Origin of the sequence: Corynebacterium frankenforstense DSM 45800, assembly GCF_001941485.1 — a bacterium.
In the GTDB taxonomy this organism is placed as follows: domain Bacteria; phylum Actinomycetota; class Actinomycetes; order Mycobacteriales; family Mycobacteriaceae; genus Corynebacterium; species Corynebacterium frankenforstense.
Genome location: NZ_CP009247.1, coordinates 1,702,440 through 1,721,944 on the forward strand (window position 1 = coordinate 1,702,440; position 19,505 = coordinate 1,721,944).

14 protein-coding genes are annotated in these 19,505 nt (G+C 73.1%); 3 read left to right on the top strand and 11 right to left on the bottom strand.

Translation table 11 applies throughout. The features are described from left to right. Positions 1-39: 39 nt before the first annotated feature. The 10 genes from CFRA_RS07485 to gdhA all read right to left on the bottom strand — a co-directional run bounded on the left by CFRA_RS07485 (position 40) and on the right by gdhA (position 14,892). The gene (locus CFRA_RS07485) at positions 40-3,528 is read right to left on the bottom strand and encodes a hypothetical protein (RefSeq protein WP_075664129.1); all 3,489 of its coding nucleotides are present in this window, start codon (positions 3,526-3,528) and stop codon (positions 40-42) included. Positions 3,529-3,620: 92 nt separating this feature from the next. Next, positions 3,621-7,160 (bottom strand): chromosome segregation protein SMC, encoded by a 3,540-nt coding sequence (gene smc / locus CFRA_RS07490; protein WP_075664130.1) that lies wholly within the window; start codon positions 7,158-7,160, stop codon positions 3,621-3,623. A gap of 42 nt (positions 7,161-7,202) precedes the next feature. Then, complete coding sequence (locus tag CFRA_RS07495) at positions 7,203-8,591, bottom strand: YibE/F family protein (RefSeq protein WP_075664131.1); 1,389 nt, start codon at positions 8,589-8,591, stop codon at positions 7,203-7,205. Between the two features lie 40 nt (positions 8,592-8,631). Further along, positions 8,632-8,916 (bottom strand): acylphosphatase, encoded by a 285-nt coding sequence (locus CFRA_RS07500; RefSeq protein ID WP_075664132.1) that lies wholly within the window; start codon positions 8,914-8,916, stop codon positions 8,632-8,634. Continuing rightward, entirely contained in the window at positions 8,913-10,424 is a 1,512-nt protein-coding gene (locus CFRA_RS07505; protein ID WP_075664133.1) for an alanine/glycine:cation symporter family protein, read from the bottom strand. The genes CFRA_RS07500 and CFRA_RS07505 overlap by 4 nt, the downstream gene beginning before the upstream one ends. A 25-nt stretch (positions 10,425-10,449) precedes the next feature. Further along, positions 10,450-11,322, bottom strand: coding sequence for a bifunctional DNA-formamidopyrimidine glycosylase/DNA-(apurinic or apyrimidinic site) lyase (gene mutM / locus CFRA_RS07510; RefSeq protein WP_075664134.1), 873 nt, complete (start codon positions 11,320-11,322; stop codon positions 10,450-10,452). Then, the gene (gene rnc, locus CFRA_RS07515; RefSeq protein ID WP_075664135.1) at positions 11,315-12,091 is read right to left on the bottom strand and encodes a ribonuclease III; all 777 of its coding nucleotides are present in this window, start codon (positions 12,089-12,091) and stop codon (positions 11,315-11,317) included. The genes mutM and rnc overlap by 8 nt, the downstream gene beginning before the upstream one ends. Next, positions 12,088-12,618 carry a YceD family protein gene (locus CFRA_RS07520; RefSeq protein WP_075664136.1) on the bottom strand — a complete coding sequence of 177 codons (531 nt, stop codon included), beginning with the start codon at positions 12,616-12,618 and terminating at the stop codon, positions 12,088-12,090. Before CFRA_RS07520 ends, rnc begins: the two co-directional genes overlap by 4 nt. A 14-nt stretch (positions 12,619-12,632) precedes the next feature. Next, positions 12,633-13,448 carry a F0F1 ATP synthase subunit B family protein gene (locus CFRA_RS07525; protein ID WP_075664137.1) on the bottom strand — a complete coding sequence of 272 codons (816 nt, stop codon included), beginning with the start codon at positions 13,446-13,448 and terminating at the stop codon, positions 12,633-12,635. A gap of 100 nt (positions 13,449-13,548) precedes the next feature. Further along, positions 13,549-14,892 carry an NADP-specific glutamate dehydrogenase gene (gdhA, locus tag CFRA_RS07530; protein ID WP_075664138.1) on the bottom strand — a complete coding sequence of 448 codons (1,344 nt, stop codon included), beginning with the start codon at positions 14,890-14,892 and terminating at the stop codon, positions 13,549-13,551. A 192-nt stretch (positions 14,893-15,084) separates the two neighbouring features. Between gdhA and CFRA_RS07535 the strand changes: the two genes are divergently transcribed. Continuing rightward, complete coding sequence (locus CFRA_RS07535) at positions 15,085-16,248, top strand: glycerate kinase (RefSeq protein WP_083666895.1); 1,164 nt, start codon at positions 15,085-15,087, stop codon at positions 16,246-16,248. Here CFRA_RS07535 and CFRA_RS07540 read toward each other — a convergent pair. Next, a complete protein-coding gene (locus tag CFRA_RS07540; RefSeq protein WP_075664140.1) occupies positions 16,218-16,613 on the bottom strand; it encodes a hypothetical protein in 396 nt (131 codons plus the stop codon). The two genes, CFRA_RS07535 and CFRA_RS07540, sit on opposite strands and share 31 nt — an antisense overlap. Before the next feature lie 30 nt (positions 16,614-16,643). Here CFRA_RS07540 and CFRA_RS07545 point away from each other — a divergent pair, with 30 nt between their 5' ends. Next, positions 16,644-17,969 carry a DUF4921 family protein gene (locus CFRA_RS07545; RefSeq protein ID WP_075664141.1) on the top strand — a complete coding sequence of 442 codons (1,326 nt, stop codon included), beginning with the start codon at positions 16,644-16,646 and terminating at the stop codon, positions 17,967-17,969. 209 nt (positions 17,970-18,178) lie between these two features. Beyond that, the gene (locus tag CFRA_RS07550; protein WP_075664142.1) at positions 18,179-19,441 is read left to right on the top strand and encodes an amidohydrolase; all 1,263 of its coding nucleotides are present in this window, start codon (positions 18,179-18,181) and stop codon (positions 19,439-19,441) included. Positions 19,442-19,505 lie beyond the last annotated feature (64 nt).

Genomic DNA, 19,505 nt, shown 5'->3' on the forward strand with positions numbered 1-19,505 from the left:
TGACCGGGACGGGGCGCGTGCCCCGCCCCGGCGCCCCGATCAGCGGGCCGCCCGCGCCGCCTTCGCCGCGATGACCATCGCCTCGGCGGACATCAGGTCGCCGGTGACGAGGTCCGGCACGACGTCGGCGAGCTGCGCCCAGCCCTCGGCGGCCTGGTCCAGCTTCGCCGACTTGCCCAGCATCTCGTGGGCGTGCAGGCGAGCGGCCAGCGCGAAGACCAGTGAGACCACCGGGGCCAGGGCCCAGGCGTTGCCTCGGTCCTCGGTGTTGACTCCGTCGATCTTGTCGAAGCGCACGCGCGCGGCCGAGTACAGCCCGCGGTTGGCGCCGCGCACCGCACGCAGCAGCGAGACGGCCGGCTTGATCAGGCCCTCGCTGGCGACGATCTCGGTGAGCTCCTCACGGCGGCGGAACGTCTCGAAGACCGCCATGAGCCGCTGGCCGTCGTCCATCGCCGGGCCGGGCACGATGTCCGCGCTGGCGAAGAACATCTTGATCAGCTGCTCCTGCTGCGCGGGGTCCATGTGGCTGATGCGCACCGTCGAGCTGTCGATCACCGCGGTGTCCAGTGTGGCGTCGCGGCCGGTCAGCACGGTCTCCACCAGGCGGTGGCCGGCCAGCTCCTCGAGGCGGGACAGCAGCCCACGCACGGCGTCCTGGCCGGCCGCCCCCTCGCCGATGGCCTCGGAGAGCTCGCCGAGGGTGAGCATCGTCGAGATCCACGCGGAGCGGTGCCGGCCCGGCTCCGAGACCTCCTCGCCGCCGGTCATCGGCAGGGTGACCAGGCCCGAGGAGATCATCCGGCCGGGCTGCAGGTGCGCGGGCACCAGCGAGGCCGACAGCGCCAGCAGCGCGCGGGCCGGCTCGGCCTGGAAGACGCTGCGGGCGACCTCCCGCTCGCGCGGGGTGGCGCCGAAGTGGTCCCAGATCACCGGCAGCACCTCGCCGCCGGCCGGCGGCTCCTCGGTGGCCCCGGAGAAGAACGCCGACAGCGCGGTCAGGGCCTCCGACTGGTCGGTCAGGTAGCCGTCCTGCTCGGCGGTGAGCGCACCGGCGGCCGGGCGCTCGGGCGCGCGCAGCGCGGAGAACGGGTCGGCCGAGTGCAGCTGCACGGTCAGCTCGCCGGCGCCGACGATGCCCTCCGGCAGTGCGGTGCGCTCCGCGAGATTTCCGACGGTGCGCGCCGGGGCCCACGGGGCGGTCGCCGGCCACACCCAGGCGGCCAGGTCCCGGTCGGCGGCCAGGTCGGCGAAGACGAGCTCGCCGTCCTCGACGGTGACCGAGGTGGCGTGCGGCACGGAGCTGACCCGGGCGAGCGCCACCGAGACGCGCCGGCCCGCGGCCGGATCGGTCCACTCCAGGTCGATGCGGCCCTCGGGCATGACGGCCACCGCGTGCGCGATGCCGGCCGTGGCGGTCGAGTAGGTCACCGGGTCCTCGAGCCCGAGAGTCTCGGTGCGCACCGGCGAGCCGTGCCGGTTGCGCACGGTGACCTTGACGTCCTTCAGGCCCCGTCCGGCACGCACGCGCAGGCTGCCGGCGGGGTCGAGCTCGCGGGAGTTCAGCCAGATGCGGCTGGTGCGCCACTGCGGCGGCTCGGTGGTCAGGGCCAGCTCGAAGCGCAGCGCCTCGGGCGCCCAGATCAGCGGCAGGCGGTCGCCGTCGGCGGTGGCGAAGACGATCTCGCAGCCGGCCTCGGTGGCCGGGACGACCGGCTCGGCGGGCTCGGCGGTGAACTCCTTCTCGCCGCAGGTGATGCGCCCGTGCACCACCGACAGCCCGGCGCCGGCGGGGATACGCACGGCGGTCTCGCCCTCGACCTCGCCGGTGAGGCCCAGGCCCTCGACCACGGCGTAGCGGTGGCGGAAGGACTCGTTGCGCGGGCCCTTCAGGCGCACCAGGTACTCGCCGACCCACGGCGAGTCGTAGGCCTCGGGGTCGAAGACGGCGAACTCGCCGCCCTCGGCCGGCACCTCGAGCGGCTCGGGCTCGGCGATCTCCTCGGCGGGCTCGCCGACGCCGGCGTAGGCCGAGATGGACAGCTGCCAGATCTCGTCGCGGCCCGAGAGCGTCGGCGGGAACTCGGCGATCAGCCCGGCCGGGTTGACCGGCAGGCGGTTGTGGGTGCGCAGGCCCGCGACGGGCTCGGCGGGGTGGACGAAGCGCACGCGCTGGCGCGGGTCGACCGAGCGCAGCGGCAGCATGGCGCTGGGCTCCTTGCCGGCGCGCACGACCTGCAGGCTGGCGGCCTGGGAGGCGTCGATGACGCGGTGCTCCCAACCGGCCCAGCCCTGGATCTCGCCGGAGTCCGTCACGGGCAGGTCCTCGCCGGTGACGACGTCGACCAGGCGGGCGTCGGCGGGCACCAGCACCGTCATCCGGGAGTGGTGCAGCGAGGCCTTGTCCGAGAGGTCCTGGCCGTTGGACGCGAAGATCAGGGCGGGGTCCTCGCCGTCGACCACGTCGACGACCCAGGTGATGCCGTTGGTGGTGTCGGCGACGGTGACCTCGCGCACCGGCTGCTCGACGGCGACGTCGAGGGCCTCGGCGTAGACCTCCTCGCCCCAGGGGCGCTGGGTGCGGAAGACGCGGGTGGTGCCGCCCTGGGTGACCCGCCAGGTCACCTGCGGCTCGGCGTCGTCGGCGCCCGGTGCGGCGGCCACGCGCTGCTCCGGCAGGCGCAGGCAGACGCGGTCGCGCACGGCGTCGAAAATCAGGCGCGGGCGCAGCTCGCGCGGGGCGACGCCGACGGCCGTGGCGCGCTCGGGCGTGCCGACGGGACGCTCGCGCAGCTCGGCGACGACGGCCAGCTCCACGCGGCGCGGCAGGGCGGGCTCGAGCCCGGAGCGGTCGCGGTCGAGCCAGGAGGTCGGGTGCGCCAAGCTGAAGGCGCGCACGGCCTCGATGCCGGCGACGAGTTCGCGGCCGCGCTCGGGCGCGGTCCGCATGACGGCGGCGGTCAGCGGCAGGTCCTCGGCACGCCCGGCCAGGTCCGCGACCAGGGCCTCCGCGTCGGCGTCCGCGGCCGGCGAGGCGGCGTCGAGGACCTCGAGCAGGCCGGGCACCTCGGCGGCGCTGACCCCGGCGTGCAGGGCGAGCACCTCGGTCGGGGTGGCGGCCTCGGGTGCCTCGAGGCCGACGCGGGAGGGAAGGCCGTCGGCGAACTCGGCGATGAGGCTCTCCTGCTCCCCGGTGCCCTCGAGGCCGAGGCCGGCGAGGTACTCCCCGGCCAGGGCGTCGGGCTCGTGCAGGCGGCCGGCCCGCGCGATGAGCGTCGCGCACGCCAGGGCGGGGGTGACGGCGAGCAGGTCGGACAGCCCGGCGCCCGCGGCGACCTGGCGGGCCAGGAAGATGCCGTAGAGGCGCTCGGTGCGCTCGAGCTGGTCGTCGGTGTAGCCGGCCGCGGGGAACCACGGGTGGGCGGCCATCGCCTCACCGAAGGTCAGCTCGCTGCGGGACGCCCAGCCCAGCAGGGTGTCGGTGGGATCTGCGAAGGGGGTGGCCTCGGCGGGGCGGCCGGCGCTCATGGAATACGGGCTCCTTGTCTGTGGTGTCTGCGGTTGTTCTCGTTCAGTTGTGGCGGCGGCCCGGACGGGGCCGCGGGGCATGCCTCACGAGCCTAGTTCGGTGCCTGGGGCCGGGCACCCGGGGCGGTCTCCCCCGCCGCGGCGGCGCCGGGCTCTGCGGCGCCGGGTCCCTCCGGGCCGGTCCAGCCGGCGGGCTGCATGCGCTGGCTGATCACGCGCGTGACGCCGTCGCCGCGCATGGTCACCCCGTAGAGCACGTTGGCCACGTCCATCGTGGCCTTCTGGTGGGTGATCACGATCAGCTGGGAGTCCGCGCGCAGCTCGACGAGCAGGTTGATCAGGCGGCGCAGGTTGACGTCGTCGAGGGCGGCCTCGACCTCGTCGAGGACGTAGAAGGGGCTCGGCCGGGCCCGGAAGATCGCCACGAGCATCGCCAGCGCGGTCAGCGACTTCTCGCCGCCGGAGAGCAGCGAGAGCTTGCGCACCTTCTTGCCCGGCGGGCGGGCCTCCAGCTCGATGCCGGTGCCCAGCATGTCCTCCGGGTCGGTGAGCACCAGCCGGCCCTCGCCGCCCGGGAAGAGGGTGGCGAAGACCCGCGGGAACTCCTTCTCCACGTCGTGCCAGGCGTCGGTGAACAGCTGCAGGATGCGTGCGTCGACGTCCTCGATGACCCCGCGCAGGTCGTCGCGGGCCTCCTCGACGTCGGCGAGCTGGGTAGCCAGGAAGCTGTGGCGCTCCTCGAGGGCCTTGTACTCCTCGAGCGCCAGCGGGTTGACCTTGCCCAGGGCGCCGAGGTCCTTCTCGGCCTGCTTGAGCCGCTTGCGCTCGGCGGCGAGATCGAAGTCCTCGCCCGGGGTGTGCTCGGCGAGCAGGTCGGCCACCGGCACGCCGAGGCGCTCGACGGTGGTGTGCTCGGTCTCGTCGGCGCGCACCTGGGCCTGGCTGAGCTTGATCTCGGCCTCGTGGGCGGCCTGGGAGCGCCGGTCGCGCTCGCTGCGGGCGGACTGCTCGGCCCGGCGCGCCTCGTTCTGGTGCGCCTGGGCCAGGGTGCGCCGCTCGGCTGCGGCGTCACGGTCCGCCGCGGCCCGGCCGGTGGCGGCGGCCACCCGCTCGGCCAGTTCCCCCGCGGACTCGGCGACGGCGGCGGCCAGCTCGCGGCGGGCCCGGCGCGCGGCGACGGCGCGCTCGTGGCGGGCACGGGCGGCCTTCTCGGCCTCGGCCTGGCGGCGCAGCTGGTCGCCGCGCCCGGCGACCTGGCCGGCGCGGTCCTGTGCGGAGCGCAGCGCGAGGCGGGCCTCGACCTCCATGGCGCGGACCTGCTCGAGCACGGCGGCCGCCTCGTCGCGCGCGGCCGTCGACGGCTCCTCGGGGGCCTCGTCGTCCTCGGCGCGCGCCAGGCGGTCGCGGGTCGTCTCGAGTTCCTTACGGGCCTCGTCTCGGCGGGTGCGCGCGGTCTCGGCCTGGCCGCGGGCGGTCTCGGCGGCCCGGGCGTCGGCGGCGGCGCGTTTCCTCAGGTTCTCCGCCTCGCGGGCCGCCGAGCGGGCCGCGGCGTCGTGGTCGCGCAGCTCGGCGGTCGCGGCGGCGGCGTCCACGCCGGCCTCCTCGGCGGCCTGGCGCGCACCCTCGAGCGTGCCCGCGAGCTCCTCGAGGCTGGCCTCGGCGGCGGCGAGCTCCTCCTCGGCCCGGGCGATCTGGCCGGCGACCTCGACGGCGCCGGGCCGCTCGCGGCCCAGGCGGGCCCAGCCCTCGCCGAAGAGCTCGCCGGCCGGTGTCACCGCGCGCAGGCGCGGGTCCGAGTCGACGACGCCGCGCGCCGCACGCGCGTCGGCGACCAGCACGACGTCGGCAAGCAGGCGGGTCACCGCCGCCCGGGCGCCCTCCGCCAGCTCAATGTGGTCGAGCAGCCAGGTGGCCTCCTTGGGCAGGTCGGCGTCCATGCGCCAGGTGCCACCCGCGCGGTCGGTGTCGATGAGCGTGGTGCGCGCCAGGGCGCCGTCGGAAAACGACGAGTACGTGTTCTCCCCGACATGTCCGGCCAGGGCCTCGGCGTGGTCGCCCAGGGCGGCGGCCACGGCGGTCTCGGTGCCGGGCTCGGGCGTGATCAGGCCCGCCAGGGGGCTGAATCCGTCGAGGCTGTCGGCGGCGTCGGCGCCGGTCTCGGAGTCGCGCAGGGTCTCGATGCGCGAGCGCAGCGCGTAGACCGCGCCGGAGCGCTCGCGCTGGGTCTCGCGCAGCTGCTCGAGGCGCTTCTCGGCGGACTCCCGCTCGGCGGCGGCGTTCTCGGCGGCGGCCTGCAGCGGCTCGCGGGCGCCACCGGCCTCGGCCACGGCGGCGTCGGCGGTCGCCAGTTCCGCGGCGGAGGCCCCGGCGCGCTCCTTGGCGGCGGCCTCGCGCTCCTCGGCGCGGGTGATCTCGGCGTCGAGCTCCCCGACGCGGGCGGCCAGGGACTCCTCGGCGGCCAGCAGGCGCACCACTCCCTCGCGGCGGTCGGCCACGGCGCGCACCTGGGCCAGGTGCTCCTCCTCGGCGTCGCGGTAGGCCTCCTCGGCGGCGTCGAGTTCCTCGCGCACGGCCTCCAGGCGGGCCTCGGCGGTGGCGGCCTCGGCCTCGGCGGCCCTGCTCTTCTGGTCGGCGGCCTCGGCGCGGGCGAGGATCTCGTCGGGGTCCTCGCCGTGGTAGTCCTCGCCGCCGCCGGCGCGGGCGCGCTCCTCGGCCACGCGCAGGGTCGCCGAGACGCGCTCGGCCAGGGTGGACAGGCGGAACCAGAGCTGCTGGGCGGCCTCGGCGGCCGGTTCCGCCTCGGCGACGGCGGCCTCCGCGGTCTCGCGGGCGGCAGCGGCCTCGGCCAGCTGCTCCTCGGACTCGGCGGCGGCCAGCCGCGTGCGCTCGTGGGCGGCCTCGGCGCTCTCGAGGGCCGCGCGCACGCGGGTGACCTCGTGGCCGGCCAGGGCCAGGCGGGCCTCCCGGACGGTGGCCTGGACGGTCGCGGCGCGCTTGGCGGCCTCGGCCTGGCGGGCCAGGGGCCCGAGCTGGCGGGAGAGCTCGTCGGTCAGGTCCCGCAGGCGGTCGAGGTTGCCCTGCATGTTCTCGAGCTTGCGCTGGGCCTTCTCCTTGCGGCGCCGGTGCTTGAGCACGCCGGCGGCCTCCTCGATGTAGGCGCGGCGCTCCTCGGGGCGCGAGTCGAGGATCTCGGCGAGCTTGCCCTGGCCGACGATGATGTGCATCTCGCGGCCGATGCCGGTGTCGCTGAGCAGCTCGCGCACGTCCATCAGGCGGGCGCGCGAGCCGTTGATCTCGTACTCGCTGGCGCCGTCGCGGAACATGCGGCGGGTCACGGAGACCTCGGAGTACTCGATGGGCAGCCGGCCGTCGTGGTTGTCGATGGTCAGGGTGACCTCGGCGCGCCCGAGCGGCCCGCGGTCGCCGGCGCCGGCGAAGATGACGTCCTGCATGGAGGACCCGCGCAGGGTCTTCGCGCCCTGCTCGCCCATCACCCAGGCCAGGGCGTCGACCACGTTGGACTTGCCCGAGCCATTGGGGCCGACCACCGCGCAGATGCCCGGCTCGAGTTTGAGTGTGGTCGCCGACGCGAAGGACTTGAAGCCCTTCAGGGTCAGCGATTTCAGGTGCATGGTGTTCCCAGGATAGCAGCCGGACCGGGGCCCTACGCAGGCTCAGCGGGCCGCGCGGGCGGGCCGGGGCGCCCCGACGGTCCAGGCGGCGATCAGGGTGGTCAGCGGCACCGCGGCGACGAGCGCGAGCGAGCCGGTCACCGAGCGCATCACCTCGGTGGCCATCGTGTCGGAGGTCAGGATCTCCGCCAGCCCGCGCCCGGACACCCCGAGGAGCACCAGCAGCGGCAACGCGGCGCCGGCGTAGGAGAGCACGAGGGTGTAGACGGTGCTGGCCAGGTGGTCGCGGCCGACGCGCAGGGCGCGGGTGAACAGCTGCCAGCGCGAGGCGCCCGGATCGAGCTCGCGCAGCTCGGCGATGGTGGCGGACTGGGCGACGGTGACGTCGTTGAGCACGCCGAGGGTGCCCAGGATGAACCCGGCGGTCAAGAGCCCGGTGATCTCGATGCCGGGCAGGTAGAGCAGCACCTGCAGGTTGTTCTCGTCGCCGAGCCCCCGCAGCCGGTTGGTGCCGATGGCCAGCTGGGCGACGCCGACGCCGAGCAGCATCGCCGTGAGCGTCCCGCCGAGGGCGGAGGCGGTCTTCCAGTTCGCCCCGTGGACGAGGAAGAGCACCAGGTAGAGCACGGCCGCGCAGGCGGTGATCGCCGCGGGCACCGGGGACTCGCCGCGGGCGAGCGCCGGCAGGAGGAAGACCCCGATCACGCCGAGGGTGACGGCCAGGCCGAGCACGGCGCGCACGCCGCGCCAGGCGCCGACGACGGCGATGCCGGCGAGGGCGAGCAGCAGCCAGAACCAGAAGGCGCCGGTGCGGTGGAAGTCCTGGAAGCCGTAGGTGCGCGTGCCGTCGGCGCCCGTGTGCACGGCCAGGCGGACCTCGTCGCCGCTCTGCAGGTGCGCCGCGCCCTCCGCGCCGCTGGCGGCGGCGTCGGTCAGCAGCGTGCGGCGGCCGGAGTCGGGGCCGGAGTGGATGTCCACGGCGACGACGTGGCACGACTCCTGGCCGGCCGGCACCTGGTCGATGCCGGCGGGGATGACGTCGAGGACGGTACCGATCGCCTGCGTGGTGCACGCCGCGGTCAGGCTCTCGGCGACGGTGCCGTCCTGGGTCTCCACGCCCAGCGGGGAGGCCTCGGAGAAGTCGCCGGCGGGCGTGGGCGCCTCGCCGGAGGGCCACTGGACCACGAGCGCGACGGCGGTGGCCACGGCGCCGAGGAAGAGGACCACGGCCAGCACGACCCGCGACGGGGTCCAGGCCGTGGTGCGCGGGTCGAGCCGCTCGCGCAGCGGGCGGGAGTCCGGGGGCCCGGAGTGCCCGTGAGCGTGGGCGTGCCCGTGCGGGCGGGCGGGGGTTTCTGCGTGCTTGTCGACGCCCGCGTCTGCGGCGTGGGCGGTACGGCTCGCCGTCGGGCGGTGGTGATGGCGTCCCATGGTCAGCAGATGGTAGCCGGGCCGCGCGCGGCGGTGCCGGTCAGCGCTCGCGGAAGCCCTCGGCGCCCTTCGGCTCGCCCCACTGTTCGACGACGAGCTCGACGGAACCGGGCCGGCCGGTCGTCGTCGGCTCCTCGCGCAGCAGCTCGAGCAGGCGCTCGCAGGTGTCCCGCTCCCCCTCGGCGACGACGCAGACGCGCCCGTCGACGAGGTTGCTCGCGGAGCCGGCCAGGCCCAGCTCGAGGGCCCGGGAGCGGGTCCACCAGCGGAAGCCCACGCCCTGGACGTGGCCGTGGACGAAGGCGGTCAGGCGCGTCGCACTCATCGGCCCGCCTCCGTCTCCCCGGCGGTCTTCCAGCCGTAGTCGAGGGACTCGTACTCGGCGGAGCGCTCGGTGATCGGGTCGGAGCCGTCCCAGGTGCCCATCTCCTCCCAGCCGAGGGTGTCGCGCGGCAGGTCCTCGCGGCGGAAGACCGGGTTGAGCCCGGCGCGGCGCTGCACGGCGTAGTGGCGCAGCAGGGCCACGGCCACGCCGGCCAGCGGGAAGAGGGCGACGAGGTTGATGGTGGCCATCAGGCCGGAGAAGACGTCGGCCAGCGACCAGACCAGCGGCACCGAGCCGATGGCGCCGCCGAAGACGCAGAGGACGACGAGCGCGCGGAAGACCTGCAGGGTCGTGGAGTTGGTGCGCCCGACCATGTAGCCGATGTTGGACTCGCCGTAGTAGTAGTTGCCCACCACCGAGGAGAAGGCCAGGAAGATGATCAGCACGGTCAGGAAGTGGATGCCCCAGCCACCGACGGAGTCGGAGAGCGCGGCCTGGGTCAGCTGCATGCCGCCCTCCTCGCTGTTGAGGTCCGGGGCGGCCAGCAGGATGATGAAGGCGGTGGCCGAGCAGACGACCAGGGTGTCGAAGTAGACGCCGAGGGTCTGGATCAGGCCCTGCTTGACCGGGTGGGACACGCTCGCGGTCGCGGCGGCGTTGGGCACCGAGCCCATGCCGGCCTCGTTGGAGAACAGGCCGCGGCGGATGCCCTGCTGGATCACCGCGCCGAGGGTGGCGCCGGCGAACTCGCGGATGCCGAAGGCGCTGAGCACGATGTCCTCGATCATGCCGGGGATCTCGCCGATGTTCAGGCCGATGACGATGAAGGCGACGATGATGTAGGCGACGGCCATGACCGGCACGATCGTCTGGGTGACGGTGGCGATGCGCTGCACGCCGCCGAAGATGACGATTCCGGTGGCCGCGGCGAGCACGAGGCCGACGCCGACCTTGAGGCCCGTCGAGTCGTTGCCGGCGGACTGGCCGATGGCCTCGGTGATGGAGTTCGACTGCACGGCGTTGAAGACGAAGCCGTAGGTCACGCAGATGACCACGGCGAAGACGACCGCCAGCGGGCGCCAGTGCAGGGCCTTGGTCATGTAGTAGGCCGGGCCGCCGCGGTAGGAGGCGGCGTCGCGCTCCTTGAAGACCTGGGCGACGGTCGACTCGATGAACGAGGTCGCGCCGCCGACGATGGCCAGCAGCCACATCCAGAACACCGCGCCCGGCCCGCCGGTGGCCACGGCGATGGCCACGCCGGCGACGTTACCGGTGCCCACGCGCGAGGCCGCGGAGATGGTGAAGGCCTTGAAGGCGGAGATGCCCTTCTGCCCCTCGGAGATCTCCGAGGGGGACTCGGTGACGGCCTTGAGCATGTCCGGCACGTAGCGGATCTGCACGACGACGGTGCGCCAGCAGTAGACAAGGCCCGACCCGATGAGCAGGAACATCACCAGGTACCAGAACTTGTCGTTGAACGCCTGTACGGCGTTGACGAGAGATTCCATGAACCAGAATCGTAATCCGTCGAGCTCAGTGTCTCCGCTGACAGGTCGGGCAGAGGTGACTGGATCGGTTCATGAAGGTCTCCCGGATCACCGGCGTGCCGCAGCGCCGGCAGGGCTCGCCGGCCCTGCCGTAGACGTTCAGCGAGCGGGAGAAGTAGCCGCTGCGGCCGTTGACGTTGACGTAGAGCGAGTCGAACGAGGTCCCGCCCTGCCCGAGGGCGCGCTCCATGACGGCGCGCCCGCAGGCGAGCAGCTCGATCAGCCGGGGCAGGGCGACCCGGTCGGCGCGCTGGCGCGGGTGGATGCGGGCGGCGAAGAGCATCTCGTCGGCGTAGATGTTGCCGATGCCGCTCAGGATCTCCTGGTTGAGCAGCAGGCGCTTGATCTCGGTGCGCTTCGTCTTCAGCAGCGCGGCCACGGCCGGCGCGTCGAAGGAGTCCTCGAGCAGGTCGGCGGCGATGTGCGCCACGGGTTCGGGCACCGCGCGCCCGGCCCTGCCGAGGGTGAGCGCGCACGGCCACCAGTAGCCGAAGGTGCGCTGGTCGACGAACCACAGCTCGCGCTCCTCCGGCCCGCCGATACGCGCCCGGATGCGCAGGTGCGTGAAGTTGGGGTCCTCCGCGCCGGTGCCGGCGGGTTTGATGAGCATCTGCCCGCTCATGCCGAGGTGGACCAGCAGGCAGTCGTCGACGGCCCCGTCCAGGTCGAGCCAGAGGAACTTCCCGCGGCGTTCCACGGCGCGCACGCGCGCGCCGTCGAGACGATCGGCGACGTCGCGTGGCTCGGCGCAGCGACGTACCGCCCGTGGGTAGCGCACCGCGACGTCGTCAATCGTGCGCCCGGTGAGGTGTTCGGCGAGGCCGCGCCGGACGACCTCGACCTCGGGCAGCTCAGGCATCCTCGCCCATGTGCAGGGCCAGGACGGTGGCGCGCTCGCGCAGCGCCGTCCAGGCCCGGTGGGCCGCCTCCTGCTCCGCGAGCTTCTTGTTGTGGCCCACGCCGCGGCCGAGCTCCACGCCGCGCACGCTGGCGGTGGCGGTGAAGGTCAGGTCGTGCTCGGGGCCGGTCGACTCGGCGGCGTAGACGGGCATCTCGAGCTTGAGCTCGGCGAGGCGTTCCTGCAGCGCGGTCTTCCAGTCCTGGTGGTGGCCCTGGGCGGTGGCGGTGGCGATCTTCTCGCCGAAGAGGCGCAGCACCACCTTCCGGGCGGTCTCGAAGCCGTGCTGGCGGTAGACGGCACCGAGGACGGCCTCGGTGGTGTCGGCCAGGATGGACTCCTTGGTGCGGCCCTCGGTGGACTGCTCGCCCTTGCCCAGCAGGATGTGGCTGCCCAGGTCGATCTCGCGGGCGATGTCCGCGCAGCCGTAGCGCGAGACGATCGAGGCGCGCATCTTGGAGATGTCTGACTCGGGGCGCGAGGGGTAGCGCTCGTAGAGCTCGCCGGCCACGGACAGACCGAGCACGGCGTCGCCGAGAAACTCGAGGCGCTCGTTGTTCGGCAGCGTGCCGTTCTCGTTGGCGAAGGAGCGGTGGGTCAGTGCCAGGCGCAGGTGCTCGTCGTCGACCTCGACGCCCAGTGCCTCGAGCAGCGGGGTGTGGTCGACGGCCGCGTAGGCGGCCTCGAGCGCCTCGACGCCGGTGGGCCGCTGGCTGCGGCGCCGGCTCACAGGAACTTCTCCAGCCCGGACCAGCGCGGGTCGGTGCCCTGGTACTCGCCGGCGATGCCGTCGGGCGCGGGGACCTCGGAGTCCGAGTCCTCGCAGCCGTCCTCGCAGACGGGGCTGAAGGGCAGGTTGAGGCCGATCTCGTCGGTGACGGCCTGGGTCAGGTCGACGCGCTCCTCAACGACGAGCGGCGGGAGGTCGTCCTCGTCGTCCTCTCCGTCCTCGGGGGCGTCGCCGGACTCGGTGAAGACGTCGGCGTCGTAGGCGAAGAACTGCTCGACGTGGAAGTCGCCCTCGCGGTGCAGCTCGCGCAGGCAGCGCGAGCACTGGCCCTCGAGCGGCGCGGTGACGTCGGCGAGGACCTGCACGCCGGTGCCCAGGTCGGTCAGGTCGGCGTCGACGGTGACCTCGGCGCCCTGGGGCACGGCGATCATCGCCACGCCGATGCGTTCGGGGGCGGGTGCGGTGCGGGTCTGACGCTCACGGCCTCCGTCGAGACCGGAGACGTCGAAGATGAACGGGGAATCCATAACGGCCGACGATCCTACCCCTCGCGACGCGGCTGCGACCAGTCACGTTCGTCGTAGTCGTAGTCGTATCCGCCGCGGCTCGGGCCCCGCGTGCCGGCGGCCCCGGAGGCACCGATCGAGCGGTCGCCGCGCTGGGCGCCGCCGGAGGCGCCGGCGCCGCGGCGCAGGGCGGCGCGGTCGCTGGAGACGGTGCGCAGGACCCCGGAGAGGGTCTCCTCAAAGTCGGCGAGCTTGCCGTCGACGAACTCGTCGCACTCCTGGCGCAGCTGGCGCGACTCGGAGTGGGCGGCCTCGACCACGCGGTGGGCCTCCTCCTCGGCGCGGCGGGCGACCTCGGACTCGGAGACCAGGCGCTTCTGCTCGGCCAGACCCTCGTCGACGCTGCGCTGGTAGGAGGCGTTGCCCTCCTTGACCAGGCGGTCGGACTCGGACTGGGCGCGGGCGACGGTGTCCTCGGCCTCGGCGCGGGCGTGGGAGACGGTCTGCTCGGCCTCCTCCTGGGCGCGCGAGACCATCGTGGTCGAGCGGGTCTGCGCGTCGGCGAGCATGTTCTCGCTCTCCTCGTGGGCGGAGCCGACGATGTCGTTGGCCTCGTGCTCGGCGTCGGAGACGATCTGCTGGGCGCGCTCCTCGGCGCCACGGATCAGTTCGTCGCGGCGGTCGAGGACGTCCTGGGCGTCGTCGATCTCGACGGGCAGCGCGTTGCGCATGTCGTCGAGAAGCGCCAACACGTCGTTGCGCGGCACCATGCAGTTGGAGGTCATGGGCACGCCGTAGGCCTGCTCCACGGTCTGGACCAGTTCATCGAGAGCTTCAAACACGCGGTACATGGCCCCAAGCGTACCGGCGCGGCGCGGGGTTCTCCCCGCGCCGCGCCGCATTTTCCGGGTCCGTGCGGACCGTTCCCTACTGTTCGATCACGCCCCGGACCTAGATCACGCCCTGGGCGAGCATGGCGTCGGCGACCTTCTTGAAGCCGGCGATGTTCGCGCCCACCACGTAGTCGCCCTCGCGGCCGTACTCGGCGGCGGCGTCGGCGGTATGGCGGAAGATGTTGGACATGATCTTGTGCAGGCGCTGGTCCGTGTACTCGAAGCTCCAGGAGTCACGGGTGGCGTTCTGCTGCATCTCGAGCGCGGAGGTGGCCACGCCGCCGGCGTTGGCGGCCTTGCCCGGGGCGAAGTGGACGCCCTTCTCGCGGAAGACCTCGATGGCGTCGGCGGTCGAGGGCATGTTCGCGCCCTCGGCGACGAAGCGGCAGCCGTTGTTGAACAGGTGCTCGGCGTGCTCGCCGTCGAGCTCGTTCTGGGTGGCGCACGGCAGGGCCACGTCGCAGGGCTTGTCCCAGATGGAGCCGTCGGTGTGCAGGGTCGCGCCCTCGGCCTCGGAGACGTAGTCGGCGACGCGGCCGCGGCGGACCTCCTTGACCTCCTTGAGCAGCTCGACGTCGACGCCGTCCGGGCACTCGACCCAGCCGGAGGAGTCGGAGAATCCGATGACGGTGGCGCCGAGCTCCTGGGCCTTCTCGATGGCGTAGATGGCCACGTTGCCGGAGCCGGAGACGGTGACCTTGGAGCCGGAGAAGGACTCGCCGTGGGCGGCCATCATCTCCTGGGTCAGGTAGACCAGGCCGTAGCCGGTGGCCTCGGTGCGCACCAGGGAGCCGCCCCAGGTCAGGCCCTTGCCGGTGAGCACGCCGGACTCGTGCTGGTTGACCAGGCGACGGTACTGGCCGAAGAGGTAGCCGATCTCGCGGGCGCCGACGCCGATGTCACCGGCGGGCACGTCGCGGTACTCGCCGATGTGGCGGGACAGCTCGGTCATGAAGGACTGGCAGAAGCGCATGACCTCGGCGTCGGACTTGCCCTTCGGGTCGAAGTCCGAGCCGCCCTTGCCGCCGCCGATGGGCAGGCCGGTCAGGGAGTTCTTGAAGATCTGCTCGAAGCCCAGGAACTTGATGATGCCCAGGTTGACCGAGGGGTGGAAGCGCAGGCCGCCCTTGTAGGGCCCGAGGGCGGAGTTGAACTGGACGCGGAAGCCGCGGTTGATCTGGACGTCGCCGTTGTCGTCGACCCACGGCACACGGAAGATCAGCTGGCGCTCCGGCTCGCAGAGGCGCTGGATCAGGCCGTAGTCGCCGTAGTGCGAGTCCTTCTCGAGCACGATCTTGAGCGAGTCGAGCACCTCGGCGACGGCCTGGTGGAACTCCGGCTCGCCGGCGTTGCGCTTGAGCAGGAGGTCGTAGTAGCTGGAAACCTGTTCGTCGACGTTCATGTCCTGACGGTCCTTCCTTGGGGTCTCTTCCCGCACGCCCGGCGACCGCGTGAAAACGCGTCGCCCTGAGACGCCCGGTGTGGCTGTGGACGCGACTGATTATGACACAAGGCCGTTTGACCTGCACCAAAATACCGGTCAAACGACCGACAAAAACTGCGTGATGCTGGTCACATACCCTCGTGCGTAACAATGGAGGACGTGAACAATCCCGCTGACCGGCACCCCGAGACCCCGCGCCCCGCGACCGGGGGCGCCCGGGTCGTCATCGCCCCCGACTCGTTCAAGGGCACCTTCGACGCCGACGCCGCCGCCGAACTCATCGGCGCCGGCGTGCGCGAGGTGCTCCCCGACGCCGAGATCACCCTCGCCCCCATGGCCGACGGCGGCGAGGGCACCGCCGCCCGCTTCACCGGCGAGACCGTCACCCTGCCCACCACCGACGCCGCCGGGCGGCTGACCGAGGCCGCCTACGTCTACGACGCCGCGGCGGCCACCGCCTACATCGACGTCGCCGCCGCCTCCGGCCTGCCCGCCGTGGCCGACCGCCCCGTGCCGCTGACCGGCGACACCTACGGCACCGGCGTGCTCATCGCCGACGCGCGCACCCGCGGCGCCCAGCGCGTGGTGCTCGCCCTGGGCGGCTCCGGCACCGTCGACGGCGGCAGCGGGATCCTCGTCGCGCTCGGCGCGCGCCTGCTCGACCGCCGCGGCCTGCCCGTGCCCAAGGGCGGCGGCTGGCTCAGCGCCGTCGAGTCCGTGGACACCGCCCGGCTCAACACGGACGCCGGCGCCATGGAGTTCGTCCTGCTCACCGACGTCACGGCCCCGGTGACCGGCCCCGAGGGCGCCGCGCGGGTCTTCGGCCCGCAGAAGGGCGCGGCCGCGGACGACGTCGAACTGCTCGACGAGTCGCTCGCCCACCTCTGCAAGGTCCTCGAGTTCGACCCGACCACCCCCGGCGCGGGCGCGGCCGGCGGCGTGCCGGTCTGCCTGACCTGGCTGGCACGGCTCCTGGGCAACCCGGACCCGCGGATCCTGCCCGGCGCGCCCGTCGTCGCCGCGTCGCTGGGTCTCGAGGACGCCGTCGCCTCCGCCGACCTGGTCATCACCGGCGAGGGTTCCCTGGACGCGCAGAGCTTCACCGGCAAGGTCGTCGGCACGCTCGCCGGGCTCGAGCGCGCCGAGGGCGCGCACCTCGCGGTGGTCTGCGGCCGCGCGGACGCGGCGGCCCGCGGCGCGCTGCCGGCCGGCAGCCTCGTCGAGGAGACGGGCTCGAAGGACGCCGACGCACTGCGCGCGGCCGGCGCCCGGGTGGCCGAGGCCTACCGGAAGATCTCCACCGTCCAGGGGTAGACGGCGGGCAGCTCGTGGGCGGTCTCGTTCTCGAGCAGCACCGGGTCGTCCGGCAGCTCGGCGGCCGGGGTGAGCAGGCGCGAGAGCGCCATCGTCAGCTGGTTGACGGAGCCGGAGAACCCCTCGGGGCGCATGAGGTAGCGCACCACCTCCGCGTTCTCCAGGTCGCGGCCCTGGTGCTGATCGCGGTACGTTTGCCTTAGCTGATCGGCGACCCCGGCCTGCAGCCGGGCCTGCGTGGACTCGACCGGCATCGCCTCGAGGACACCGGCCGCGGCCAGCTTCTCCCCCGCGTCGGCGAACCGCTCCTGGAGGGCCTCCGCACGGTCCGCGGGGACGAGGACGTCGAACTGAATCTGTGGCATGGCCCCAGAGCATAACCGGAAAGGTGGACCATGAATAGCCCCTACATTCCGCGGCACAACCCGCTGAACGTGATGGCCGACGGCACCATCAAGCAGGTCAATCCGTTCACCGGCACCGAGGTCTGGACGGTGCCGGGCCGCGGCAACCGGCCGCTCTCGCGCCCGCAGGCCGACCCGGAGCCGGTCACCGACGCCAACCGCGAGGACTCCTGCGCCTTCTGCGCCGAACGCCTGCTGCAGACCCCGCCGGAGAAGGCCCGGATGATCCGCGAGGACGACCACTGGCGCATCGTGCGCGGGGTGACCCCGGACCAGCTCACCGAGACGGTCCCGGAGTTCCGCCGGGTGCCCAACCTCTTCGAGATCGTCTCCTACGACTACTGGCGCGAGAACTACGACTACCGCATGGACGCCGCGCAGCTGGCCCGCCGCGAGCAGTACCTCTCCGCCCCGGGCGGGCGTGAGCACGTGCTGGCCACCGTGCAGAACAAGCTCAAGGCCGCCGGCCAGGACCCGGACCTGCCCGAGGAGCGCCTGCTCGAGCTCGGCGACGCCTTCTTCGGCGGCGGCCACGACCTGGTCATCGGCCGGCGCCACTTCGTCGACGGCGCCGGGGACACCTCCCAGTTGGCCTCCTCGGGCACGCTGACCCCGGACGAGCACGCCGCCTTCATCCGCTTCACGGTCGACTCGATGGCGGAGATCTACGAGCACAACCGCTACGCCCGCTACGTCGCCGTCTTCCAGAACTGGCTCAAGCCCGCCGGCGCCAGCTTCGACCACCTGCATAAGCAGCTGGTGGCCATCGACGAGCGCGGCGTGCAGTCCGAGCTGGAGATCTCGCACCTGCGCTCGAACTACAACATGTACAACGAGTGGGCGGTCGACTACGCGAACTACCACAACCTGATCATCGCGGAGAACCAGCACGTGGTCTGCTTCGCCGGCTTCGGCCACCGCTACCCCACCATCGAGGTCTTCTCGAAGTCGGCGGTCGCCGAGCCCTGGCTGCAGGACGCCTCCGAGGTCCGCGCGATGAGCGACATGCTGCACGCCTGCCACGCCGCCACGGGCCCGGACGTGCCGTGCAACGAGGAGTGGCACCACAAGCCCGTCGACCTCGACGTGCCGATGCCCTGGCGCGTGATGATCAAGTGGCGCGTCTCCACGCTCGCCGGCTTCGAGGGCGGCACGAAGATCTACGTCAACACGCTCTCCCCGGAGAACATCCGCGACCGCGTCACCACGGCGATGATCCGCCTGCGCGGCGAGGGCCGCATCGCCCAGGACCTGCGCATCGGCACCGAATGCCACGTGGAGCCCAACTCCCTGCGCTACAACCCGCTGCTGCCTTAGGGGCTCGATTTCCGACGTCGCGCCGCTCGCCGCGGGCGGACCCCGCACCCGTCCCGCGCCCCGCGCGGCGCGGGGCGCCGCGCGCCGGAGGTCTCCCCTTCCCGCGCACGTCAGGGGCGTCGCATGCGTCGTCACTTCCTGGTCCCGTGGGCCGTGCTGCCTCTATAGTGGTCGCCGACCACGAACAGACCGGAAGGCAGACCCGAGGCATGAGCCTGACCCCCGCCCACCTGCTCGCGAACGCGAAGACCGACCTGAGCTTCCAGCGCGCCCTCTACGAGGACCTGCACGAGCACCCGGAACTCTCCGGGCTCGAGCGCGCGACGTCGCAGAAGATCCTCGGCCGGCTGGAGAACCTCGACTGCGAGATCGTGCAGCCGATCGGCGGCTTCGGCATCGTCGCCGTCTTCCGCAACGGCCCCGGGCCGACCGCGCTCTTCCGCGCCGACTTCGACGCCCTGCCGGTCAAGGAGACCACCGGGGTGCCCTACGCCTCGACGCGCGTGCAGGCGCGCCCGGACGGCTCGACCGTGCCGGTGATGCACGCCTGCGGCCACGACATGCACACCACCGCCCTGCTGGGCGCCTGCGAGCTGCTCGACGACAACCGCGACTCCTGGTCCGGCACCTTCCTGGCGCTCTTCCAGCCCTCCGAGGAGATCGGCACCGGCGCCGACGCGATGCTCGCCGACGGCCTGGCCCGGCGCATCCCCGCCCCGGACGTCTGCTTCGGCCAGCACATCATGCCCGGCCGCGCCGGCGAGGTGCAGACGATGCCCGGCGGCCAGCTCGCCGCCGCGGACTCGGTGACGATCACCATCACCGGGCGCAGCGCCCACGGTTCGATGCCGCACAAGGCCATCGACCCGACCTATGTCGCCGCGATGGTCATCATCCGGCTGCAGGGCTTGGTCGGCCGCGAGGTCGACCCCAACGACTTCGCCGTGATCTCGGTGGGCAAGGTGCACGCCGGCACCACCAACAACATCATCCCGGACACCGCGGAGCTGACCCTGAACTGCCGCTTCTACGACGACACGGTCAAGCGCCGCGTCTACTCCGGCATCCGCCGGGTCGTCCACGCCGAGTGCGAGGCCTCCGGCTGCCCGGAGCCGCCGCGCTTCGAGTACTTCTCGCACGCGGAGCTCACGGACAACTCGAAGGAGGTCTTCGAGCGGGTGCGCCCGGTCTTCGACGCCGTCTTCGGGCCGGACTCCGTCGACGCGGAGCGCTCCACGGTCTCCGAGGACTTCTCGCACATCCCCCGCGCCTTCGGGGCGCCCTACCTGTTCTGGCTGGTCGGCTGCACCCCGCGCGAGCAGTGGGACGCGGCCGTGCACGGCGGCACCGTCGACACCGACGTGCCGGTCAACCACATGTCGACCTTCCTGCCGGACTACGAGCCGACGGTCTCCTCGGCCACCCGCGCCGCGGCCGCCGCGGTGCTGACCTACCTGGGCAACCACAACTGAGCCCGGCCACCCCCCGTCGCCGAGCACAACCCGCGGGGGCGGGCTACCCTGGACGCGTTCGCTG

What these genes read in the sequence shown, in the direction of transcription:
- CFRA_RS07550 (WP_075664142.1), top strand. Translation starts at nt 18,179, where the DNA reads ATGAGCCTGACCCCCGCCCACCTGCTCGCGAACGCGAAGACCGACCTG.
- CFRA_RS07520 (WP_075664136.1), bottom strand. Translation starts at nt 12,618, where the DNA reads ATGGATTCCCCGTTCATCTTCGACGTCTCCGGTCTCGACGGAGGCCGT.
- CFRA_RS07495 (WP_075664131.1), bottom strand. Translation starts at nt 8,591, where the DNA reads ATGGGACGCCATCACCACCGCCCGACGGCGAGCCGTACCGCCCACGCC.
- CFRA_RS07500 (WP_075664132.1), bottom strand. Translation starts at nt 8,916, where the DNA reads ATGAGTGCGACGCGCCTGACCGCCTTCGTCCACGGCCACGTCCAGGGC.
- CFRA_RS07545 (WP_075664141.1), top strand. Translation starts at nt 16,644, where the DNA reads ATGAATAGCCCCTACATTCCGCGGCACAACCCGCTGAACGTGATGGCC.
- gdhA (WP_075664138.1), bottom strand. Translation starts at nt 14,892, where the DNA reads ATGAACGTCGACGAACAGGTTTCCAGCTACTACGACCTCCTGCTCAAG.
- CFRA_RS07485 (WP_075664129.1), bottom strand. Translation starts at nt 3,528, where the DNA reads ATGAGCGCCGGCCGCCCCGCCGAGGCCACCCCCTTCGCAGATCCCACC.
- mutM (WP_075664134.1), bottom strand. Translation starts at nt 11,322, where the DNA reads ATGCCTGAGCTGCCCGAGGTCGAGGTCGTCCGGCGCGGCCTCGCCGAA.
- CFRA_RS07505 (WP_075664133.1), bottom strand. Translation starts at nt 10,424, where the DNA reads ATGGAATCTCTCGTCAACGCCGTACAGGCGTTCAACGACAAGTTCTGG.
- CFRA_RS07535 (WP_083666895.1), top strand. Translation starts at nt 15,085, where the DNA reads ATGGAGGACGTGAACAATCCCGCTGACCGGCACCCCGAGACCCCGCGC.
- smc (WP_075664130.1), bottom strand. Translation starts at nt 7,160, where the DNA reads ATGCACCTGAAATCGCTGACCCTGAAGGGCTTCAAGTCCTTCGCGTCG.
- CFRA_RS07540 (WP_075664140.1), bottom strand. Translation starts at nt 16,613, where the DNA reads ATGCCACAGATTCAGTTCGACGTCCTCGTCCCCGCGGACCGTGCGGAG.
- CFRA_RS07525 (WP_075664137.1), bottom strand. Translation starts at nt 13,448, where the DNA reads ATGTACCGCGTGTTTGAAGCTCTCGATGAACTGGTCCAGACCGTGGAG.